General features: G+C 57.1%; 15 protein-coding genes. 12 read left to right on the top strand and 3 right to left on the bottom strand.

The features are described 5' to 3' along the window. Positions 1 to 47 precede the first annotated feature (47 nt). The gene (locus FS819_RS21855) at positions 48 to 1,454 is read right to left on the bottom strand and encodes a DUF6880 family protein (protein WP_156550338.1); all 1,407 of its coding nucleotides are present in this window, start codon (positions 1,452 to 1,454) and stop codon (positions 48 to 50) included. A 595-nt stretch (positions 1,455 to 2,049) separates the two neighbouring features. Here FS819_RS21855 and FS819_RS21850 point away from each other — a divergent pair. The 5 genes from FS819_RS21850 to FS819_RS21830 all read left to right on the top strand — a co-directional run bounded on the left by FS819_RS21850 (position 2,050) and on the right by FS819_RS21830 (position 7,778). Continuing rightward, positions 2,050 to 2,442, top strand: a complete 393-nt coding sequence (locus FS819_RS21850; protein ID WP_234624840.1) for an NUDIX hydrolase — start codon at positions 2,050 to 2,052, stop codon at positions 2,440 to 2,442. 350 nt (positions 2,443 to 2,792) lie between these two features. After that, positions 2,793 to 4,295, top strand: coding sequence for an inorganic phosphate transporter (locus tag FS819_RS21845; RefSeq protein ID WP_156550339.1), 1,503 nt, complete (start codon positions 2,793 to 2,795; stop codon positions 4,293 to 4,295). Between the two features lie 19 nt (positions 4,296 to 4,314). Beyond that, on the top strand, positions 4,315 to 5,052 hold the full coding sequence (locus FS819_RS21840) for a 16S rRNA (uracil(1498)-N(3))-methyltransferase (RefSeq protein WP_156550340.1): 738 nt from the start codon (positions 4,315 to 4,317) through the stop codon (positions 5,050 to 5,052). A gap of 179 nt (positions 5,053 to 5,231) precedes the next feature. Further along, positions 5,232 to 6,605: a glutamate--cysteine ligase gene (locus FS819_RS21835; protein ID WP_156550341.1), complete on the top strand. Its 1,374-nt coding sequence runs from the start codon at positions 5,232 to 5,234 to the stop codon at positions 6,603 to 6,605. A 270-nt stretch (positions 6,606 to 6,875) separates the two neighbouring features. After that, positions 6,876 to 7,778: a DUF937 domain-containing protein gene (locus FS819_RS21830; RefSeq protein WP_156550440.1), complete on the top strand. Its 903-nt coding sequence runs from the start codon at positions 6,876 to 6,878 to the stop codon at positions 7,776 to 7,778. Between the two features lie 121 nt (positions 7,779 to 7,899). Here the strand turns inward: FS819_RS21830 and FS819_RS21825 are convergent, their stop codons facing one another. Next, on the bottom strand, positions 7,900 to 8,199 hold the full coding sequence (locus tag FS819_RS21825) for a DUF1127 domain-containing protein (protein ID WP_156532289.1): 300 nt from the start codon (positions 8,197 to 8,199) through the stop codon (positions 7,900 to 7,902). Positions 8,200 to 8,425: 226 nt separating this feature from the next. Between FS819_RS21825 and FS819_RS21820 the strand changes: the two genes are divergently transcribed. After that, complete coding sequence (locus FS819_RS21820) at positions 8,426 to 9,379, top strand: LysR substrate-binding domain-containing protein (RefSeq protein ID WP_041698964.1); 954 nt, start codon at positions 8,426 to 8,428, stop codon at positions 9,377 to 9,379. 52 nt (positions 9,380 to 9,431) lie between these two features. On the opposite strand, the gene FS819_RS21815 is transcribed toward FS819_RS21820, so the two are convergent. Continuing rightward, a complete protein-coding gene (locus tag FS819_RS21815; RefSeq protein ID WP_197434165.1) occupies positions 9,432 to 10,064 on the bottom strand; it encodes a TetR family transcriptional regulator in 633 nt (210 codons plus the stop codon). Positions 10,065 to 10,562: 498 nt separating this feature from the next. Here FS819_RS21815 and FS819_RS21810 point away from each other — a divergent pair, with 498 nt between their 5' ends. The 6 genes from FS819_RS21810 (at position 10,563) to FS819_RS21785 (ending at position 17,710) form a co-directional block, all read left to right on the top strand. After that, on the top strand, positions 10,563 to 11,486 hold the full coding sequence (locus FS819_RS21810) for a hydrogen peroxide-inducible genes activator (RefSeq protein ID WP_156550343.1): 924 nt from the start codon (positions 10,563 to 10,565) through the stop codon (positions 11,484 to 11,486). Positions 11,487 to 11,650: 164 nt separating this feature from the next. After that, positions 11,651 to 13,141 (top strand): IMP dehydrogenase, encoded by a 1,491-nt coding sequence (gene guaB / locus FS819_RS21805; protein ID WP_156550344.1) that lies wholly within the window; start codon positions 11,651 to 11,653, stop codon positions 13,139 to 13,141. A 115-nt stretch (positions 13,142 to 13,256) separates the two neighbouring features. Then, positions 13,257 to 14,144 (top strand): dienelactone hydrolase family protein, encoded by an 888-nt coding sequence (locus tag FS819_RS21800; protein WP_156550345.1) that lies wholly within the window; start codon positions 13,257 to 13,259, stop codon positions 14,142 to 14,144. 141 nt (positions 14,145 to 14,285) lie between these two features. Further along, on the top strand, positions 14,286 to 15,314 hold the full coding sequence (gene adhP / locus FS819_RS21795; RefSeq protein ID WP_070165611.1) for an alcohol dehydrogenase AdhP: 1,029 nt from the start codon (positions 14,286 to 14,288) through the stop codon (positions 15,312 to 15,314). Between the two features lie 157 nt (positions 15,315 to 15,471). After that, complete coding sequence (locus tag FS819_RS21790) at positions 15,472 to 16,611, top strand: DUF3734 domain-containing protein (RefSeq protein WP_156550346.1); 1,140 nt, start codon at positions 15,472 to 15,474, stop codon at positions 16,609 to 16,611. A gap of 58 nt (positions 16,612 to 16,669) precedes the next feature. Beyond that, positions 16,670 to 17,710 carry a LacI family DNA-binding transcriptional regulator gene (locus FS819_RS21785; protein ID WP_234624841.1) on the top strand — a complete coding sequence of 347 codons (1,041 nt, stop codon included), beginning with the start codon at positions 16,670 to 16,672 and terminating at the stop codon, positions 17,708 to 17,710. Positions 17,711 to 17,723 lie beyond the last annotated feature (13 nt).

Here is a 17,723-nt window from a genome sequence, read left to right as displayed (position 1 = left end):
GATCGGCATCCTCCTCATCTGCTGTTTGCTGCCACCTCAAGACTTTGTCAGCGAAGGTCCTCGGGCAGCAGCGTCCAGAACGAATATTTCTTGGCGTGCTTTAGTCTCAGGCTCTGCATGAACCTGACATGATCGTATTGACCGTTGGTACCCGATACACGTGGTGCCAGATCGGCCAACGCCGCAAGATAGGACGCGGCATGGTGATAGGCTTGTGACGCACTGCGCTTTAGAATGTCACTGGCCAACACCCGGTAGAGCACTGTCGCCGCTTCCGGCTGTTCCTCCGAAAGCTTATCCGCTGCGGTGGAGAGCAGTTCATATTGGCGACCGTCCCAGTCAGGCGCATGGTCAATCACCAGCCGCGCGGCGAGATCAAGCTTTGGCCAGCCGATCAGAAACCACAGGGATTTGTTGGCATCCTTGCTGTTCATCACCAGATCCAGCGCCTTGTCCATCTCCTCGAATTCGGCGAAGTCTTCGAGCTTGGCAATATAGGTCCGCAGCACGTCTGGCTCGAATGTCTCGCAAAACTCCTGCCAGCGCAAAGCCTGGGCATCCCCTCGCCGTTTGAGGCGTTCGAGAATATCGGCCTCCAGCAGCTTGCGCTCCTGCACGCCATAGTCCGGGCCAGCCGCTGCCGTCATCCCGCCGATACGAATGACACGCATGCCCTTTGGCTTTCTGCGCACCCACTCAAGTGCCTGCTCGAAACGCTGGGCGTCAAACAGCAGATGCGCGAGGACAAGACTATCCTGATAGAGTTCCGGCTTCACCTCTTCCAACCGGATCACCTCATCGAAATCCTGCCGCTTGACGGCGAGATCCTGGAGGAGTTGCAGGATATGCTGCGGCGAACGATTGTTCTTAAGCGCCGCTTCCAGCAGTTTCTTCCAGCTATCGGCGGCAGCAAGACCAAGCACTGCCATCACTTGTGAAAAGACATCGCCCAGCTCGTGGTGCTTGTCAGCAGCCCGGACCTTTTCCAGGGCCGGGACCAGCGTTACCTGACCCGCCTCAGGCAAAGCCGCAATCATCGAAACAGCCGCAGCAATAATTTCTTCCGACAGTTTTTCCAGCTTGGCGCTGCGGTCATATAAGCGATGCGTCATCCCCAGCATCACCGACATCATCCGCACCATCCGCTCGGCTGCGGCGACCGGATCATCGCCAAGCTCACCACCGATGGTTCGCATCATGCCACCCAATTCGGTGGACAATTCGCGCGCGCGGTTGGCGGTAATGCCGGAGGCAGAGCGTTCGATCTGATCCAGGCGCTTGTCGATCCGGGCAAGCACTTTCGTCGATCCCGTAGCTCCTGCAAGTGCTGCTTGCAGGCGCAGTTTCAAGGCTTTATTGGCGCTGGCCTCATCCAACAGGATCTCCGCCAGTTTTTCTGCGCCAAGCGAAGCCAGCCCGGCACGATCGAATTTCGCAGCAGCTTTCTTTGCCATCGTCTTATCTCTCAAAACGCACACACCATAAGGAGCCTGGATGAACCGCAAAAGAATCGCCCTTTGGCAAAAACGCAAATAAGGACATATTTAGGAATTATTTTCGGTGTAATTGAAGAAAATGCCGACATGAAGCAACAAAAAAGACAATCAGCGACAAAATTTCGCGGCCATGCGAATCTTCATCATTCGCGACACTGACGCGTAATCGCCGAATCGTTTGGTTTTCGGCCACTCTATGTACACGCAACTCCTTTGCCTCTAAATACCGCGATCGGTGGGCGAGGGTTCAATCTGCTCAAACCCGCCAGGATAAGAACGCCGCACTGCGATGAGCGCATAACAGACAGCTCCTCATGACAATTGCATGACGACATTCATGAGTTGTATAATGGAAGACTCGGTCTACCGACCGTGATTTTTTCCCGTGCGATGAAACAACTACCAACCCTTGCGGGAATCAGCTATATTACAATAATCAAAAATACGGATTTAAGCATTGGCTATTTTACAGCGTATCGTGTCGGATTTGGAATTGATGTTTCGGCGCCCGCCTAAGCAGCAATTTGCCGCGCTTTGCTATCACGAAACTGAAATGGGTCTTTTGGAAGTTCTATTGATCACCAGCCGCGACACCGGGCGATGGGTCATTCCCAAGGGCTGGCCCATGGGCTCGAAAAAGTCGCATCTGGTGGCCCAGCGTGAGGCTTACGAGGAAGCTGGCGTCAAGGGAAAGATCGCCAAAACCAGTTTCGGTTCTTATCATTATATGAAAGGCATGCCGGACGGGCTGAAAATCCCGTGTGAGGTGAAGGTCTACCTGCTGGAAGTGCGCGAGTTTGTTGACGATTATCCGGAAAAAGGCACCCGCATATTGGAATGGGTAAGCTGCGACGTTGCCGCTAGCCGGGTGCAGGAACCACAATTAAAACGGCTTTTTCATCTTCTTTCCCTGTCACGCCAGCGCAATGCCGCAAAAACGGGCTGATTTGCCGATAAATGACGTCTTACGGTCACAACAAGCCGCTATTGTCTTCCTACCTGGTCCGATAGGCATTTCGCGGTACTGTCGATAGAAAAGACATTTCCTACCATAGAAAGAGAGAGCTGTTGGCCAGTGCCTGTTATTGGATAGACTGTCAGAAAATTCGGGTTCGACTTTTTATCTGACACATTTTAAATCAATTCCGACCCAGGCAATTATGCGCTACAGCACCGTGCGGCCACAGTAACCAGAGTGCGCCGCATATCAGTCCTTCCTTTTCGGGCCTCTTCCACGAGTGAGACATCGGTTTTTACCCGTGTGGCCCCTCCAATAATAGAACCAGCACGCCAAGCATGAGCAAGCCTCCAAAACACGCCCGACCAATGCTGGACAAAGATCTCGACCGGCTGACCCTGCTGGAGCGCGCAGCCCAGCACGTGGCGCGAGGCGCTGCTCCCTATGGCATGGCGTTGATCTTCCTGATCTTTGCCGCGGTTTTCGCGCTCGGGTTTGCAGCAGATCGGACGGGCTCCGCCATCATCATTGCCGCAGCCGCACTTGCTGGCTACATGGCGCTGAATATCGGCGCCAATGACGTGACCAACAATGTCGGGGCGGCGGTGGGCGCCCGGGCCATGACGATGACCGGCGCCTTGGTGATGGCGGCATTCTTCGAAATTGCCGGGGCAATGATTGCCGGAAGCGAAGTCACCGATACGATTTCCTCAGGTATCCTGGCGCCATCCCTGGTTGGCAATCCGCAAACCTTTATCTGGATCATGATGGCTGCTCTGCTGGCGGCAGCCCTTTGGATCAATCTCGCTACCTGGGCCAATGCCCCGGTCTCCACGACCCATTCCATCGTCGGCAGCGTCATGGGGGCCGCCGCCTCGGCTATGGGCACCTCTGCCGTCAATTGGCAGACCATCGCCACCATCACGCTTGGCTGGGTGATTTCGCCCGTGCTGGGCGGGGTGATCGCGGCTGCCATCCTGTTTCTGATCTACGATCTGATCGTTTACCGCCCTGACAAGATCGCCCAGGCGCGTCGATGGGTGCCGATTCTGATCGGAATGATGGCGGGTTGCTTCAGTTGCTATCTCAGCCTGAAAACCAGCGGTATGGGCTTCACGATCATCTCGGATCGAGCCGTCCTGTTCGGCCTGGTGATCGGTGCGATTGCCTGGCTTGTAGCCAGGCCCATTGTGCGCCAGCAGGCATTGGGGCTGGAAAACCGCAATCAATCCTTGCGCAAACTGTTTCGGATGCCGCTGATCGGTGCTGCTGCCCTGCTGTCCTTCGCCCATGGCGCCAATGACGTGTCAAACGCCATCGGCCCGCTGGCGGCCATTGTTCATACGGTCATGTCGAACGATCTGCATACGCGCATGACCGCGCCGCTTTGGGTGGTCACCATTGGGGCGCTCGGCATTTCCACCGGACTGCTGCTGTTTGGCCCAAGGCTGATCCGCCTTGTCGGCACCAAGATCACCAAACTCAACCCGATGCGAGCCTATTGCGTCTCGCTGTCATCCGCCATCACGGTCATCACCGCCTCCAAGCTGGGCCTGCCGGTCAGTTCCACCCATATCGCCATCGGCGCGGTGTTTGGCCTCGGGTTTTTCCGGGAATGGTATAACCGCCATTCAAAACGGCGGCTGGATTATATGCTGATGAAGTCGGCGGAATGGCAGCGTAAAGCCCCAAAACCCTCCAATGCCGATGAAGTGAACCGGCGTCGACTGGTCCGTCGCTCCCACATCCTCACCATCATGGGCGCGTGGTTGGTGACGCTTCCGGTCTCCGCAGGGCTTGCAGCGCTGATTTACCGGGTTATGTTCGCGCTCTTTCGATAATCGTGAGACGGTCATAAGCATGCGGGCAAATTACAAGATGCAGAGACTCTATGTCGATGCCGGGCTGGAAGCCGCAAACCCAGTGGCGACGACACCGGAACAATATAACTATCTGGCCAATGTCCTGCGCCTCACGGAAGGTGCCGAGGTGCTGGTTTTCAATGGCCGCGATGGTGAATGGAAGGCAAGCCTTGCCTTTCCGACCCGCAAACGCATCGCGCTGATCCCGCAAAGCCAAACGCGCCCGCAGCCCCGCCCGAGCGAACTGATATTTCTGTTTGCGCCGCTGAAAGTCGGGCGGATGGATTATCTTGTCCAAAAAGCAGTGGAAATGGGTGCCGGTGCGCTCCAACCGGTGATGACCCAGCATGTTCAAGGCAGGATCGGCAGTATCGAGCGCTTGCAGGCCAATGTGGTTGAAGCCGCCGAACAATGTGGCATTCTGGCCGTTCCAAAGGTTGCACCGCTGGTCAAGCTCAAAGACCTGCTGGAAACCTGGCCTGCCAGCCACCGGATCATTTTCTGTGACGAAGACAGTGCCACCGACAATCCCATGCCGGTGCTGTCGGCAATCGAGGAACGGCAACTGGCTCTGCTGGTTGGGCCAGAAGGTGGATTTTCCGATGAGGAACGCGGTCTGTTGCGCGGTCTCGGCTTTGTCACCGCCATTCCGCTGGGGCCACGTATTCTGCGCGCCGATACCGCCGCTGTGGCTGCCTTGGCCGTGGTGCAGGCCAGTATAGGCGATTGGAAATGAACTTGAAACAACCCGGCATAACTCGTTCAATATTGTTGAACGTTCAAATCGCAAAATTCACTTGCACAGCCGCCGGGTTCAGCCCTATCAACCCTCAATAAGGCATCGGATCGAAAAGTGGAAACCAGTTTTCAATCCGATGCGAAAACAAAAACCTGTAGCAGAACAAGGTCGGCTTCATGGCTCGCGATACAACCGATGATACGCCCCTGACTTCGCTTGAGGAGATGGCGGCCTATATGGCTGAGGGGTGCAAGCCGAAAGAAACATTTCGTATCGGCACGGAGCATGAAAAATTCGGGTTCTTCACCGCCGATCTCTCGCCCGTTCCCTATTTTGGCGAAGCCAGCATTTCGGCGCTGCTGAAGGGCATGCAGGAGCGGCTGGGCTGGGAACCGATCATTGATGGCGGAAACATCATTGGCCTGGCCGGTGGCAGTGGCCAGGGCGCAATTTCCATTGAGCCCGGCGGGCAGTTCGAACTGTCAGGCGCGGCCCTGGAGACCCTGCATGAAACGGCGGGCGAAACCCTCCAGCATCTTGAAATTCTGCGGGAAGTCGCCGAGCCGATGGGGATCCGCTTTCTGGGCATGGGCGGCAGTCCGCTCTGGACGCTGGAGCAGACGCCCCGCATGCCGAAATCCCGCTACGACATCATGACCCGCTATATGCCGAAGGTCGGCTCGAAAGGGCTGGATATGATGTATCGAAGCTCGACGATCCAGGTCAATCTCGACTTTTCGTCGCAAGCTGACATGCGCACCAAGATGCGGGTTTCAACAAAGCTGCAATCCATCGCCATGGCGCTGTTTGCCGCCTCGCCTTTTACCGAAGGCAAGCCCAATGGCCTGCTCTCCTGGCGCGGCGACATTTGGCGCGATACCGACAACCGCCGCTCCGGCCTGCTGCCCTTCGTGTTCAAACCGGATTTCGGATTTATTGATTATGTCGAATGGGCGCTTGATGTACCGATGTATTTCGTCATGCGGGATGGCCGCTATCACGACTGTACCCATATCACTTTCCGCCAATTCATGGCGGGCGGTTTAAAGGGCGAAATCGCCGCCTGGCAGCCGACAATGGGAGACTGGACCAATCACCTGGGAACGCTGTTTCCCGATGTCCGCCTGAAACGGTTCCTGGAAATGCGGCTGGCCGATGGCGGCCCGCAAAGCCATATCACGGCGCTTTCGGCTTTCTGGGTCGGGCTGCTCTATGACGACACCGCGCTGGCGGCAGCCGACGATCTCACCTCGGGCTGGGACATGGCAACGGTGACCGCGCTTCGCGATACTGCACCCGCCCTCGGCTTCGATGCCATTGTAGAGGGTCGCTCTGTTCTGGATGTTAGCCGCGATTTGCTGACCTTGTCGAGGGCTGGTCTTGTATCGCGCGCCCGGCTGAATGCGGAGGGCCAAGACGAATCGATCTATCTGCAACCGCTGGACAGTATCGTGGAGCGAGGCCATTCCCTGGCGCAGGACATGCTGGATCTCTATCATGGTCCGTGGGACGGCCAGGTTGAACCTGTGTTTTCCGCCTATCAATATTGAGGTGGGCGCCTGACTACCAAACCCTTGTGCTTGCTTAAAAAAACGATTTGCAGCCAGATATTTCCCGCTATAGTGGCTCTCGTGTGGTTTTCTCCTTGAATCGGCTGATGGTAATCGGCTGGCGCGATGTCATGAATCATGCTGAGAAACAGGTACATAAGACGCGAAGCGCTCAAGCGCACTGCGTTTGGAGCCACAGGCTCACCATGCGGAGTATCGCCAACGCATGAATACCGTATAAAAAGGCTATGTGCCGGGGAGCGAATGCAAATGTTGCCACTGTTCGATATGCTACTAAGAGCACAGAATGGCGCCGCCATGGATGCCATGGCTAAGCAGTTCGGGCTTGCTCAGGAACAGGTGGCGCAGGCGCTCGCCGCATTGACGCCAGCCTTTTCCTCCGGGTTCAAGCGCACCGCTGCCAATCCGTATGATCTGTCCAGCCTGTTTACCGCCTTATCATCCGGCAATTATGCCCAGTATTTCGAAGATATGGGCAAGGCCTTTACACCCCAGGGCATCGCCGACGGCAATCAGGTTCTGCAACAATTGTTCGGCTCCAAGGAGGTGTCGCGCGCTGTCGCCGCCCAGGCGGCCCAGATCACCGGCATCGGCCAGGACATTCTAAAACGCATGCTGCCGGCTATGGCCGATACGATCATGGGCGGATTGTTCAAACAGAGCCTTGGACAGATGCAGCAGGCCAGCAATCCCTTTGCCAATAACCCGATGGCTGGCCCAATGGCTGGGATGATCCAGGAATGGCTTCAGGCAACGGGATTTTCACCGAAAGCCCCGCCGACATCGCCAGCTGGTCCCTTCGATAATCCCTTCATTGCTGCCTGGCAGCAAATGATGGGCATAAGCGCGGCCAAGGCAGCACCCAAGACCGAAACGAACCCTTTCCTGGACAATCCCTTCACAAAGGCCTGGCAGGACATGGTCAGCGGTTCGATGGGGCAAGCCCCCAAAGCCGAGGCACCAAAGCCGACGCCGGAAACAGAAGCCAGAAAATCGATGATGGATATCGTCAACACGATGTTCGACAGTGGTCTGAACGTGCAGAAAAGCTATCAGAAGAGTGTGGAACAGATCTTCGAGACCTATGTGACGGCACCCGGCAAGGATGCTCGCACTGAGTCGGACGAAGGCGCCACTCACTCCAAGCACTGACGGCAGTTCCAACACTGGTTGGCACACGAAAAAAGACCCGGCAACAGTGACCTGTTGCCGGGCAAAAGCAGGGCCGATTGGCTTTTCGCCCTGCGGGGATGGCGGGTGGAAACGGGATCGTTCAGCCGAGAGAAAGCGTGCTCACCTGTTTGCGGGTCCTGGCGCGAGCGACACCTGCCAACTTTGCCGACGGATCTCCAAGTGGCCCGGACTTCGACAATTCGGCCTCCAGCTCAGCTCGGGTCAAACCGACATCATGCAGAAGGTAATCGTCGAGATCCGCGAGCTTAAGAGCCGCACGGCGGTTATTGAGCGTGCGCAGCACAGAATTCACTGTCCAGACAATGGCGCGAAGGGCCGCGATGACCGCGCCCTCTGCGTGAGGAAAAGCCGCTACGGTGATCTGTCTGGTCGTGCGCATGACAATAGTCCTTTCAAATTCGGCACGAGAAGGGGCGACCGCGCTTGGAAAACCAAGCCGGGGGGACGCCGTGAAGGGGTTGGAGGACACCGCGACAACTGAACATCAGTTGGTCACTCGTGGCGTCGATTGACACTTTGCAGTTTAAGATTTGCCGAATTTCTATTGATCAGTCCAGTGAATGTTTCTAATGGTAATCATCAATCCAACTGATGGAATGTCCGCCATGTCCGCACCTCTCGATACAGACCAGTTGCAAACCTTCATCGCCATTGTCGATACCGGCAGTTTTACCAAGGCGGCAGGGCGGGTCTTCAAGACCCAATCAGCCGTTTCCATGCAGATGCGCCGTCTGGAAGAGCGGATCGGCAAGCAATTGTTCATCAAGGACGGGCGTGGCAACCGGCTGACCGCAGAAGGCGAAAAACTGCTAAACTATGCCCGGCGGATCGTCCGGCTGAACAGTGAGGCGATTGCGGCTTTCGACGACAACCGGTTGGAAGGCACGCTGCGGATCGGCACGCCGGATGATTATGCTGACCGATACATGCCTGAAATCATTGGTCGTTTTGCCAAAACCCATCCCAATGTCGAGCTTTACATCGTTTGCGAACCATCCTCCGACCTGGCCGAAAAGATGGCCAGAGGTGAGTTAGACATCGCGCTTGTGACCCATAACCCGGCGACCAGACAATCCGATGTGATGCGCACCGAGCCGCTTTGCTGGGTGGCTTCGGCCAACCATCCCTTGCGCGACGACGCGCCTGTACCGCTTGCGGTTGGACGGCGCGATTGCAATTGGCGGCAGTTGGCCTGTTCGGCGCTCGATGCCGACGGGCGCGACTATCAGATCCTGTTCACCAGTTGGTCATCGACCGTGGTCGCCGCCGCAGTGTTGGCTGGCTTGGCCGTTTCTGTTCTGCCGGAATCGGCGCTGCGAACCGGTATGAAAGTGCTGGGCCAGTTGGATGGCTTTCCGCCACTGCCGCCCGTGCAGATTGGCATCATGAAACGTCCCGGCATGTCACCCTCACTGATGAACGCCATCACCGACCATATCGCCGCATGCCTCGACAATATCAACCCGACGGCCATCGAAGACGACATGGACGGAGAAACGAAAACCTATTCCCGTTACTATCCGCGCCTGCGGGCGGGACATATGATCCCCGGCTGGTAATACGAATTTTCATTGAAAATGACGGTTCGTATTGCCTCAGGACCCGAGACAATCACTTTTGAGCGGGTTGAAACAGCATGGCGCATGCGGCCTTTTTCCACTCGTCCAACATCGCCCAGGCTCGCTCATGCTTCTCGGCGATGGCGCGGAAAACCGCTCCACTCAGCACCGCAACCAGCAGGAAACGATTGTGTTTGCCCTGTCCATCCCCGCCACCGGCAAATGGCCCCAGCCATCTCATCGCCAACGCGCCAATGTCTTCCTGAGCCTTGTATTGCATCGCGCCGAGATCAGGATCGGTCGACATTGCGATCCAGAACTCGCGACACAGCGGATTGTCACGGTGAAGGCGCGCACCGCGTTCGATCAGATCGACCAAACGGGCGCGCGCATCCGCTTCGTCGCGCACATCCGTTAACTGCGTGGTAATATCCTCGGCCAGGCTGGTCAGGTGCAGATCCATGATGGCTTTAAGCACAGCCGCTTTCTGCGGAAAGAATTGGTAGACGGAACCCACAGGTACGCCGGCATTGGCGGCAATATCCGTCATGCGCAATTGGGAAACCCCATGTTTGATGATAAGAAACTCAGCCGAATTCAGAATATTTTCGACACGCTGGATACTGCGCTTCTGTTTTGGCTGCTTACGTGGATTGATTCGCGAGCTTTCAATCGGCATTTTCATCGCCGTCACCATTCCGTCCTGTCCCAGGATAATTTCCACATCATGTGGACCACAGGTAAGGGCTCTATTGGAAGGGTGTTCAGTTTTGATTAATGCAAATTAGTAAACCCATACAAAACAGGGGGTCAGAAACCGTATCAAAACGGCTTCTGACGCCCCCTTTCGAAACAGATACGTGTAGGGCTCTTCAGCGGCGATGCTGGGATCATATCTGCTTCGAAGCCGGAAACTGCATTAAGGCAGTATGAATACCTGCTTCATCGTCTGGATGTACCAGTTTGAAATACGCCAGTTGACGCCCGATGATCTGTTCCGACACCTGAATGCCAGCTGTGGTCTTTATTGTCCGTGAAATCCATCATGGCTTCCTCCTTTGGAAGGCCGTCTTCGTCAAAATTGATTTTAAAACAGTGTTTCGTCTCAATGACTGCAGTGTTCCATTGACGGCCGATAATTTCCAATCGTATTTATTTTTAAATACGATTTGGAAATCCTATCATGCTGACCATTCGTCAAATGCGCTATTTCGATGCGCTTGCCACCACGCTGCATTTTGGCCGGGCCGCCGATCTTGTCCATGTCAGCCAACCGGCGCTTTCGGCGCAGATCATGGAGATGGAAAAACATCTCGGTGTGATGCTGATCGAGCGAACCCGCGCCAGCACGATCCTGACCACCAAGGGACTGGAAATCCTGAGCCATGTGCGTGAGGTGCTGACGGGAATAGATCGGCTGGAACAGGCGGCGCGCAACAATGGCGGCATGTTGGAAGGCCTGGTGCGGATTGGCATCATTCCCACCGTCGCCCCCTATATGGTGCCGCGCATGGTGCCTTATCTGCGGCAAAATCATCCTCTGATCGAGATTGAGCTCAAGGAAGCGATCACAGATCGGCTTTTGTCCGACCTCAATGAAGGCAAACTGGATGCGGTCGTCGCGGCCCTTCCGGTGGATGCGGACGCTCTGGTCTGCCGCAGCCTGCTGGTCGATCGGTTTTTCATGGCCGTGGCCCGCAATGACAACGCCGTGCTTCTCTCACCCCTGGTGGAAGCGGACGTAGACACCGACCGGTTGCTGCTGCTGGAGGAAGGCCATTGCCTGCGTGACCAGGCGCTGGCCGTCTGCAAAACCGCCAGCCGGCGCAGCATGGTCAATTTCGGCGCAACCTCGATGGCGACACTGCTCCAGATGGTGTCCCATGACATGGGCATGACGCTGATCCCCGAAATGGCGATCGAGACCGAAACCAGCCGCAACAAAATCCGCATCATTCCTTTTACCGATCCGCCGCCCTACCGCGAAATCGGCCTGATCTGGCGGCGATCCAGCGCCCGCCAAGCGGATATGGAAGCGCTGGCCGATGGTCTTGCCGCAAGCGCGCGGGAAAAAACGACACCCTCGGAACAGAGGCAAGATCGTTAAAAAGAGGGATGACTGATGTCATCCACAATCCATGCTTTTGCTATTCCCTTCCTGTCATGAACGTGTTACCAGCCCTCGCCAACCTCCAAGCATTACATGCAAAGGAATCCAGAGGAAAATCGCTTTTCTGGAGGACTCTGCCTATTCATATGAAGGATATTGGCATGGCACGGATCGTAATTTCGGCAACCGGCGCAGAAGCGCTTACCTTTGACGATGTTCTCCTCCAGCCCGGACATTCGGAAGTCATGCCGGGCCAGACGAATATCTCCACCCGGATCGCCAAGGATATCGATCTTTCGCTCCCCATCCTGTCTTCCGCCATGGATACGGTCACCGAGAGCCGGCTGGCGATTGCCATGGCCCAGGCTGGTGGCCTTGGCGTTATCCACCGCAATTTGACACCGACAGAACAGGCCGAAGAGGTTCGCCAGGTCAAGAAATTCGAAAGCGGCATGGTGATCAATCCAGTCACCATCCATCCGGATGCAACGCTCGCCGAAGCACTCGGCCTTATGAAGGCCCACGGTATTTCCGGTATTCCGGTCGTCGAAAACGGTAGCCGTCCCGGTCGCCTGGTCGGCATTCTCACCAATCGCGATGTGCGCTTTGCCTCGGATCATTCCCAGAAGATCCATGAATTGATGACCCGCGATAACCTGATCACCGTCAAGGATGGTGTCGAGCAGCAGGAAGCCAAGCGTCTTCTGCATAGCCACCGGATCGAAAAGCTGCTGGTGGTGGACAATGAAGGCCGCTGCGTAGGCCTGATCACCGTCAAGGATATCGAAAAGTCTCAGCTCAACCCCCATGCTGCCAAGGATTTTCAGGGCCGCCTGCGGGTCGCCGCCGCCATTTCCACCGGCGATGATGGACGCGAGCGGGCCGAACGGTTGATCGAGGCCGGTGTCGACGTGATCGTCGTCGATACTGCCCACGGCCATTCGCAGCGGGTGCTGGATGCCGTGACCGCCGTGAAGAAAATGTCGAACTCGGTTCGGATCATCGCCGGCAATGTTGCGACCGGCGATGGCACCCGCGCCCTGATCGATGCGGGCGCCGATGGCGTCAAGGTCGGCATCGGCCCTGGCTCGATCTGCACGACCCGTATCGTCGCAGGCGTCGGCGTACCGCAATTGGCGGCCATTATGGCAGCCGTCGAAGCAGCCCATAAGCTGGATATTCCTGTTATCGCAGATGGTGGCGTGAAATTCTCCGGCGATCTGGCCAAGGCGATTGCTGCCGGTGCCTCCGCCGTCATGGTCGGCTCGCTGCTGGCTGGCACGGATGAAAGCCCCGGCGAAGTGTTTCTCTACCAGGGCCGTTCCTTCAAGGCCTATCGCGGCATGGGCTCCGTCGGCGCCATGGCGCGCGGCTCGGCGGACCGCTATTTCCAGGCGGAAGTGCGCGATACGCTGAAGCTGGTGCCGGAAGGCATCGAAGGCCAGGTTCCTTACAAAGGTCCAGTCTCTGCCGTGCTGCACCAGCTGGCAGGCGGTCTTAAGGCCGCCATGGGCTATGTCGGCGGCAAGGACATCAAGGATTTCCAGGAGAAGGCGACCTTTGTGCGGATTTCCGGTGCTGGCCTGCGCGAAAGTCATCCGCACGGCGTTACCATTACCCGCGAAAGCCCGAATTATCCTGGCGCTGCATAAAAACGGCCCAGTCACGAATAAGTGTTGATGAAAACCCGGATTGGCCTCCAATGAACATTGGATGCCGGTTCGGGTTTTCTATGTTTTAGACTGGACAATCTTGTGGAGGACACCGATGGACAAGCCAGCCGTTACCCCAGCGATCACCCAGGCGATGATCAACGCCTATGATGAATATACCCATCTCAGCCTCGACCGCCGGGGTTTCATGGAAAAACTCACCAGATTGGCCGGTTCCGGGGCAGCAGCCGCAGCCATCATGCCAATGCTGGCAGCCAACCAGGCCAATGCCGCGCTGACGCCGGAAAACGATGAGCGGTTGACTGCGTCAATGGTCACCTATCCCGGCGCGAGCGGCGAGATGAAGGGCTATCTCGTCACCCCAAAAGACGCCAAGACCGCCCTGCCCGGCGTAATCGTCATCCACGAAAACCGTGGCCTCAATCCGCATATTCAGGATGTAACCCGTCGGCTGGCGCTGGAAGGCTTCGTTACGCTCGCGCCCGATTTTCTGTCACCACAGGGCGGCACGCCGGAAGACGAGGACAAGGCCCGCGACATGTTCACCACGCTCGATCTGGGCACTACGGTGAACAATGCGGAGGCCAGCCGCGCCTATCTTGCGGCCGTGAAGGGCGTCAACGGCAAGGTCGGCGCCATCGGCTTTTGCTGGGGCGGTGGCATGGTCAATCGGTTGGCTATCGCCTCACCGCAGCTTGGGGCCGGTGTCGCCTATTACGGAGCCCAGCCGCCCGCCGAACAGGTGCCAGCAATCAACGCACCCTTGATGCTGCATTACGCTGGCCTTGACGAGCGCATCAATACCGGGATCGATACCTACCGCAAGGCGCTTGAGGCCAATGGTAAACAGGCCGAGATCTTCGTCTATGACGGCGTCAACCATGCCTTCAACAATGACACGTCGGCGGCCCGCTATAACAAGGAGGCCGCAGACCTTGCCTGGTCACGCACGGTAGCTTTTCTCAAAAAGAACTTGGCATAGGAATACCTGCCACAACAAAGCGGGGCGGATTGATATCAATCAAAAGCAATCGGCCCGCCCTGCACTAGGGTCCTCCATAGTCTCAGCATGAGCCGGGACACGATGTTGAATTTTAAAACATCAATTTCTATGGAGGAAATCATGGCATCGATGATGAAAGCCGCTGTTGCACGCGAATTCGGCAAGCCGCTGACCATTGAGGAAATGCCGATCCCCGAACCCGGTCCTGGCCAGATTTTGGTCAAGTATGCGGCGACCGGCGTTTGCCATACCGACCTGCACGCCATCAGCGGCGATTGGCCGGTCAAGCCCAACCCACCCTTCATTCCCGGCCACGAAGGCGTCGGCTTTGTCGCAAAGCTTGGTGCGGGCGTCACCCGGATCAAGGAAGGCGACCGGATTGGCGTTCCGTGGCTGCATACCGCCTGCGGCTGCTGCAATCCCTGCCGTACCGGCTGGGAAACGCTGTGCGGCAGCCAGCAGAATACCGGCTATTCGGTCAACGGCACCTTTGCCCAATACGGGCTTGCCGATCCCGATTATGTCGGCCGCCTGCCTGACAACCTGGAATTCGGCGCCGCCGCTCCCATTCTCTGCGCAGGTGTCACCGTCTATAAGGGCCTCAAAGAAACCGAAGTGCGACCCGGCGAATGGGTGGTAATTTCAGGCATTGGCGGGCTTGGCCACATGGCTGTGCAATATGCTAAGGCCATGGGCATGCATGTGGTGGCCGCCGATATTTTCGATGACAAGCTGGCACTGGCCAAGAAGCTGGGTGCCGATGTGGTCGTCAATGGCCGGGCAGCCGACGCCATTGAGCAGGTGCAAAAGGCCACCGGCGGCGTTCACGGCGCGCTGGTGACAGCCGTTTCCCCCAAAGCGATGGAACAGGCCTATGGATTCTTGCGCTCCAAGGGCACGATGGCGCTGGTCGGTCTGCCGCCGGGCTTCATCTCGCTGCCCGTATTTGAAACCGTGTTGAAGCGCATCACAGTTCGTGGCTCGATTGTCGGCACCCGGCAGGATCTTGAGGAATCGCTGCAATTTGCCGGTGAAGGCAAAGTTGCCGCCCATTTCTCCTGGGACAAGCTGGAAAATATCAATGCGATTTTTGACCGCATGCGCGAAGGCAAGATCGACGGACGGATCGTGCTCGATCTGGCCGCCTGAAAATAACCAGATCCGTGCGCCGTTAAGGCGCACGGATCTCATGGATGAAGCAGAGCAAATTATTTTGCCATAAACGATAAGTGAGGCGGCAAGATACTGGAATAGCGTGCAAAAACAGCTATCTTCATCGCGATGCAATAATCCATGGTGAATGCCGATGCTGTCGTCCGAGACCAATGCCGCCACCGATCGTATTTTTGTCTTTCAGGGTGGGGGGGCGTTGGGTGCTTACCAGGCTGGTGCTTATGAGGCGCTTCACGCCCATGATGTCGATCCGGATTGGCTGGCTGGCATTTCCATTGGATCGATCAATTCGGCGCTGATTGCCGGCAGTCCCAGGGAAAAGCGGGTGGAAAACCTGCGCGCCTTCTGGGACATGGTATCTTCGCAACTCAATTTCAACCTTGGCGATCAGGACACCGCCGCACGACGCACCACCAACGATCTTTCGGCGCTGACCGGCATGATGTTTGGCATTCCCGGTTTCTTTTCGCCGCGCCTGCCCACGCCACAGCAAGTGTTGCTCAATCCCGATTACCGCGTCAGCGTCTATGATACCGAACCGCTGATAAAGACGCTGAACAATCTGATCGATTTCAAACTGCTGAATGACGGCACCACACGGCTCAGCCTGGGTGCCGTGGACGTTCTCTCCGGCAATTTCGCCTATTTCGACAATCGTCACACCAAGCTCGATGCCCGCCATATCGCCGCCTCCGGCGCACTGCCGCCCGGCTTTCCGCCGGTTGAAATCGATGGCCGGTTTTATTGGGATGGCGGCCTCGTGTCGAATACGCCTTTGCAGCATGTGCTGGAAACCAATGAAAGCCAGCGGGACCTCGACATTTTCCAGGTCGATCTGTTCAGCGCCCGCGGTGACATGCCAAAGGATCAGTTCGAGGTGGAAAGCCGCACCAAGGAAATCCGTTTTTCCAGCCGAACCCGAATGAATACCGATGAATTCGCCCGCAAGCAGGTGATCCGCCGGGCCGCGAAACGCCTGCTGGACAAGCTGCCGCCAGAGTTTCGCGATGACGAGGATGCCAAGCTGCTGCGCTCGATTGGCCAGGAATATGACGTGACCATCGTTCACCTCATTCACCGGCGTGCCGCCCACGCCACCCACTCGATGGACTATGAATTTTCGCGCGCCTCCATAAACGAACATTGGCAGGCTGGTTACGACGACGCCACCTATACACTGAAACATCCGAAATGGCGCAACCGCGGCCGCCCGAGAGATGGCATTCAGATCTTCGATTTGAGCCGCGAACGGCGCCGTCGTATCGGGTCGTGACCGATCGATGCTGCTGGACTATGCTGTGTTCATATCCATACGTTTTTGAGGATAAAGCGTGACAGCGAAGATCAGCCTGAAAAACGTGGCGCTGGACGCAGGCGTCTCGATCAGCACCGCCTCGCATGCGTTAAACGGCACCGCGCCGCTGACGGCAGAGGTGCGCGACCGGGTGATCGCGTCCGCCCAACGGCTGGGCTATCTGGAAAAACGGCGCAACAAGGCGACCATTGCCACGCTGCGCTGCATTCTTCTGGCGGTTGCTGGCGACGCTGCCCCGCAAAGTGATCTCAATCTGGTCAGTTGGACCGTCATGAACGGGCTGCGCGAAGAATGCGAGCGTCGGGCGATCCGTATCGTTCCTTGCGTCACGCCGGGCAACCGGATCGACGCCGCTGAGGTGAAGCGGATTGCGGTGGCCGAGAAAGTCGATGGCATCGTCATCATCAATGACGACCGACCGGAATTTATCCGCGCTCTGGCGCAATTGACTGTGCCATCCGTGATCATCAATGGCGAAGATCCGTCGATGCGGATCGATACGGTGACCGCTGGCAACCGGTTCGGCGCGCGTCAGGCCATCGAGCATTTGCTGGCACTCGGCCATCGCCGCATTCTGCATGTGACATGGCCGGGCCGCACCACCATCCGCCGCCGTTACGATGGCTATGTCGATGCTTTTCTGGCCGCCGGGCTACAAGCCCCCATCGACATGGTAGTTGAGGCCGAAAGCTATGAACCTGCCGAGGGTGAAAGGGTTTTACGCGAATTATTGACCCGCGACCCATCATTGAAGCAGGCCACCGCGATTTTTTGTGCCGCCGATAATCTGGCACTCGGCTGTCTGAAGACCTTGCGCAAGGCAGGCATCAAGGTTCCCGAAGACATATCCGTGCTGGGCTGCGATGACATCCTGCCCGGCGAATTCAGCACTCCGCCGCTCTCAACCATTCAACTGCCCAGCGCCCGGCTTGGCGCTGCGGCTCTCAGCCTCATCGAGCAGCGGCTGGTTTCCATCGATCCGCTGCGCCCGGCCCATCGGCTGGAACTGGGATGCCGCCTGATCCTGCGCGCCAGCATCGCACCGCCGCGCTGTTAATAACGTCAGGGAC

The organism is Allorhizobium sp. Av2, from assembly GCF_021462805.2.
GTDB lineage: Bacteria > Pseudomonadota > Alphaproteobacteria > Rhizobiales > Rhizobiaceae > Allorhizobium > Allorhizobium vitis_G.
This window is presented reverse-complemented; position numbering and strand designations above follow the sequence as displayed.

Coding starts and splice junctions, on each gene's coding strand:
- FS819_RS21845 (WP_156550339.1), top strand. CDS start 2,793: ATGAGCAAGCCTCCAAAACACGCCCGACCAATGCTGGACAAAGATCTC.
- FS819_RS21850 (WP_234624840.1), top strand. CDS start 2,050: ATGGGTCTTTTGGAAGTTCTATTGATCACCAGCCGCGACACCGGGCGA.
- FS819_RS21835 (WP_156550341.1), top strand. CDS start 5,232: ATGGCTCGCGATACAACCGATGATACGCCCCTGACTTCGCTTGAGGAG.
- FS819_RS21815 (WP_197434165.1), bottom strand. CDS start 10,064: ATGAAAATGCCGATTGAAAGCTCGCGAATCAATCCACGTAAGCAGCCA.
- FS819_RS21800 (WP_156550345.1), top strand. CDS start 13,257: ATGGACAAGCCAGCCGTTACCCCAGCGATCACCCAGGCGATGATCAAC.
- FS819_RS21830 (WP_156550440.1), top strand. CDS start 6,876: ATGTTGCCACTGTTCGATATGCTACTAAGAGCACAGAATGGCGCCGCC.
- FS819_RS21825 (WP_156532289.1), bottom strand. CDS start 8,199: ATGCGCACGACCAGACAGATCACCGTAGCGGCTTTTCCTCACGCAGAG.
- guaB (WP_156550344.1), top strand. CDS start 11,651: ATGGCACGGATCGTAATTTCGGCAACCGGCGCAGAAGCGCTTACCTTT.
- FS819_RS21790 (WP_156550346.1), top strand. CDS start 15,472: ATGCTGTCGTCCGAGACCAATGCCGCCACCGATCGTATTTTTGTCTTT.
- adhP (WP_070165611.1), top strand. CDS start 14,286: ATGGCATCGATGATGAAAGCCGCTGTTGCACGCGAATTCGGCAAGCCG.
- FS819_RS21840 (WP_156550340.1), top strand. CDS start 4,315: ATGCGGGCAAATTACAAGATGCAGAGACTCTATGTCGATGCCGGGCTG.
- FS819_RS21855 (WP_156550338.1), bottom strand. CDS start 1,454: ATGGCAAAGAAAGCTGCTGCGAAATTCGATCGTGCCGGGCTGGCTTCG.
- FS819_RS21820 (WP_041698964.1), top strand. CDS start 8,426: ATGTCCGCACCTCTCGATACAGACCAGTTGCAAACCTTCATCGCCATT.
- FS819_RS21810 (WP_156550343.1), top strand. CDS start 10,563: ATGCTGACCATTCGTCAAATGCGCTATTTCGATGCGCTTGCCACCACG.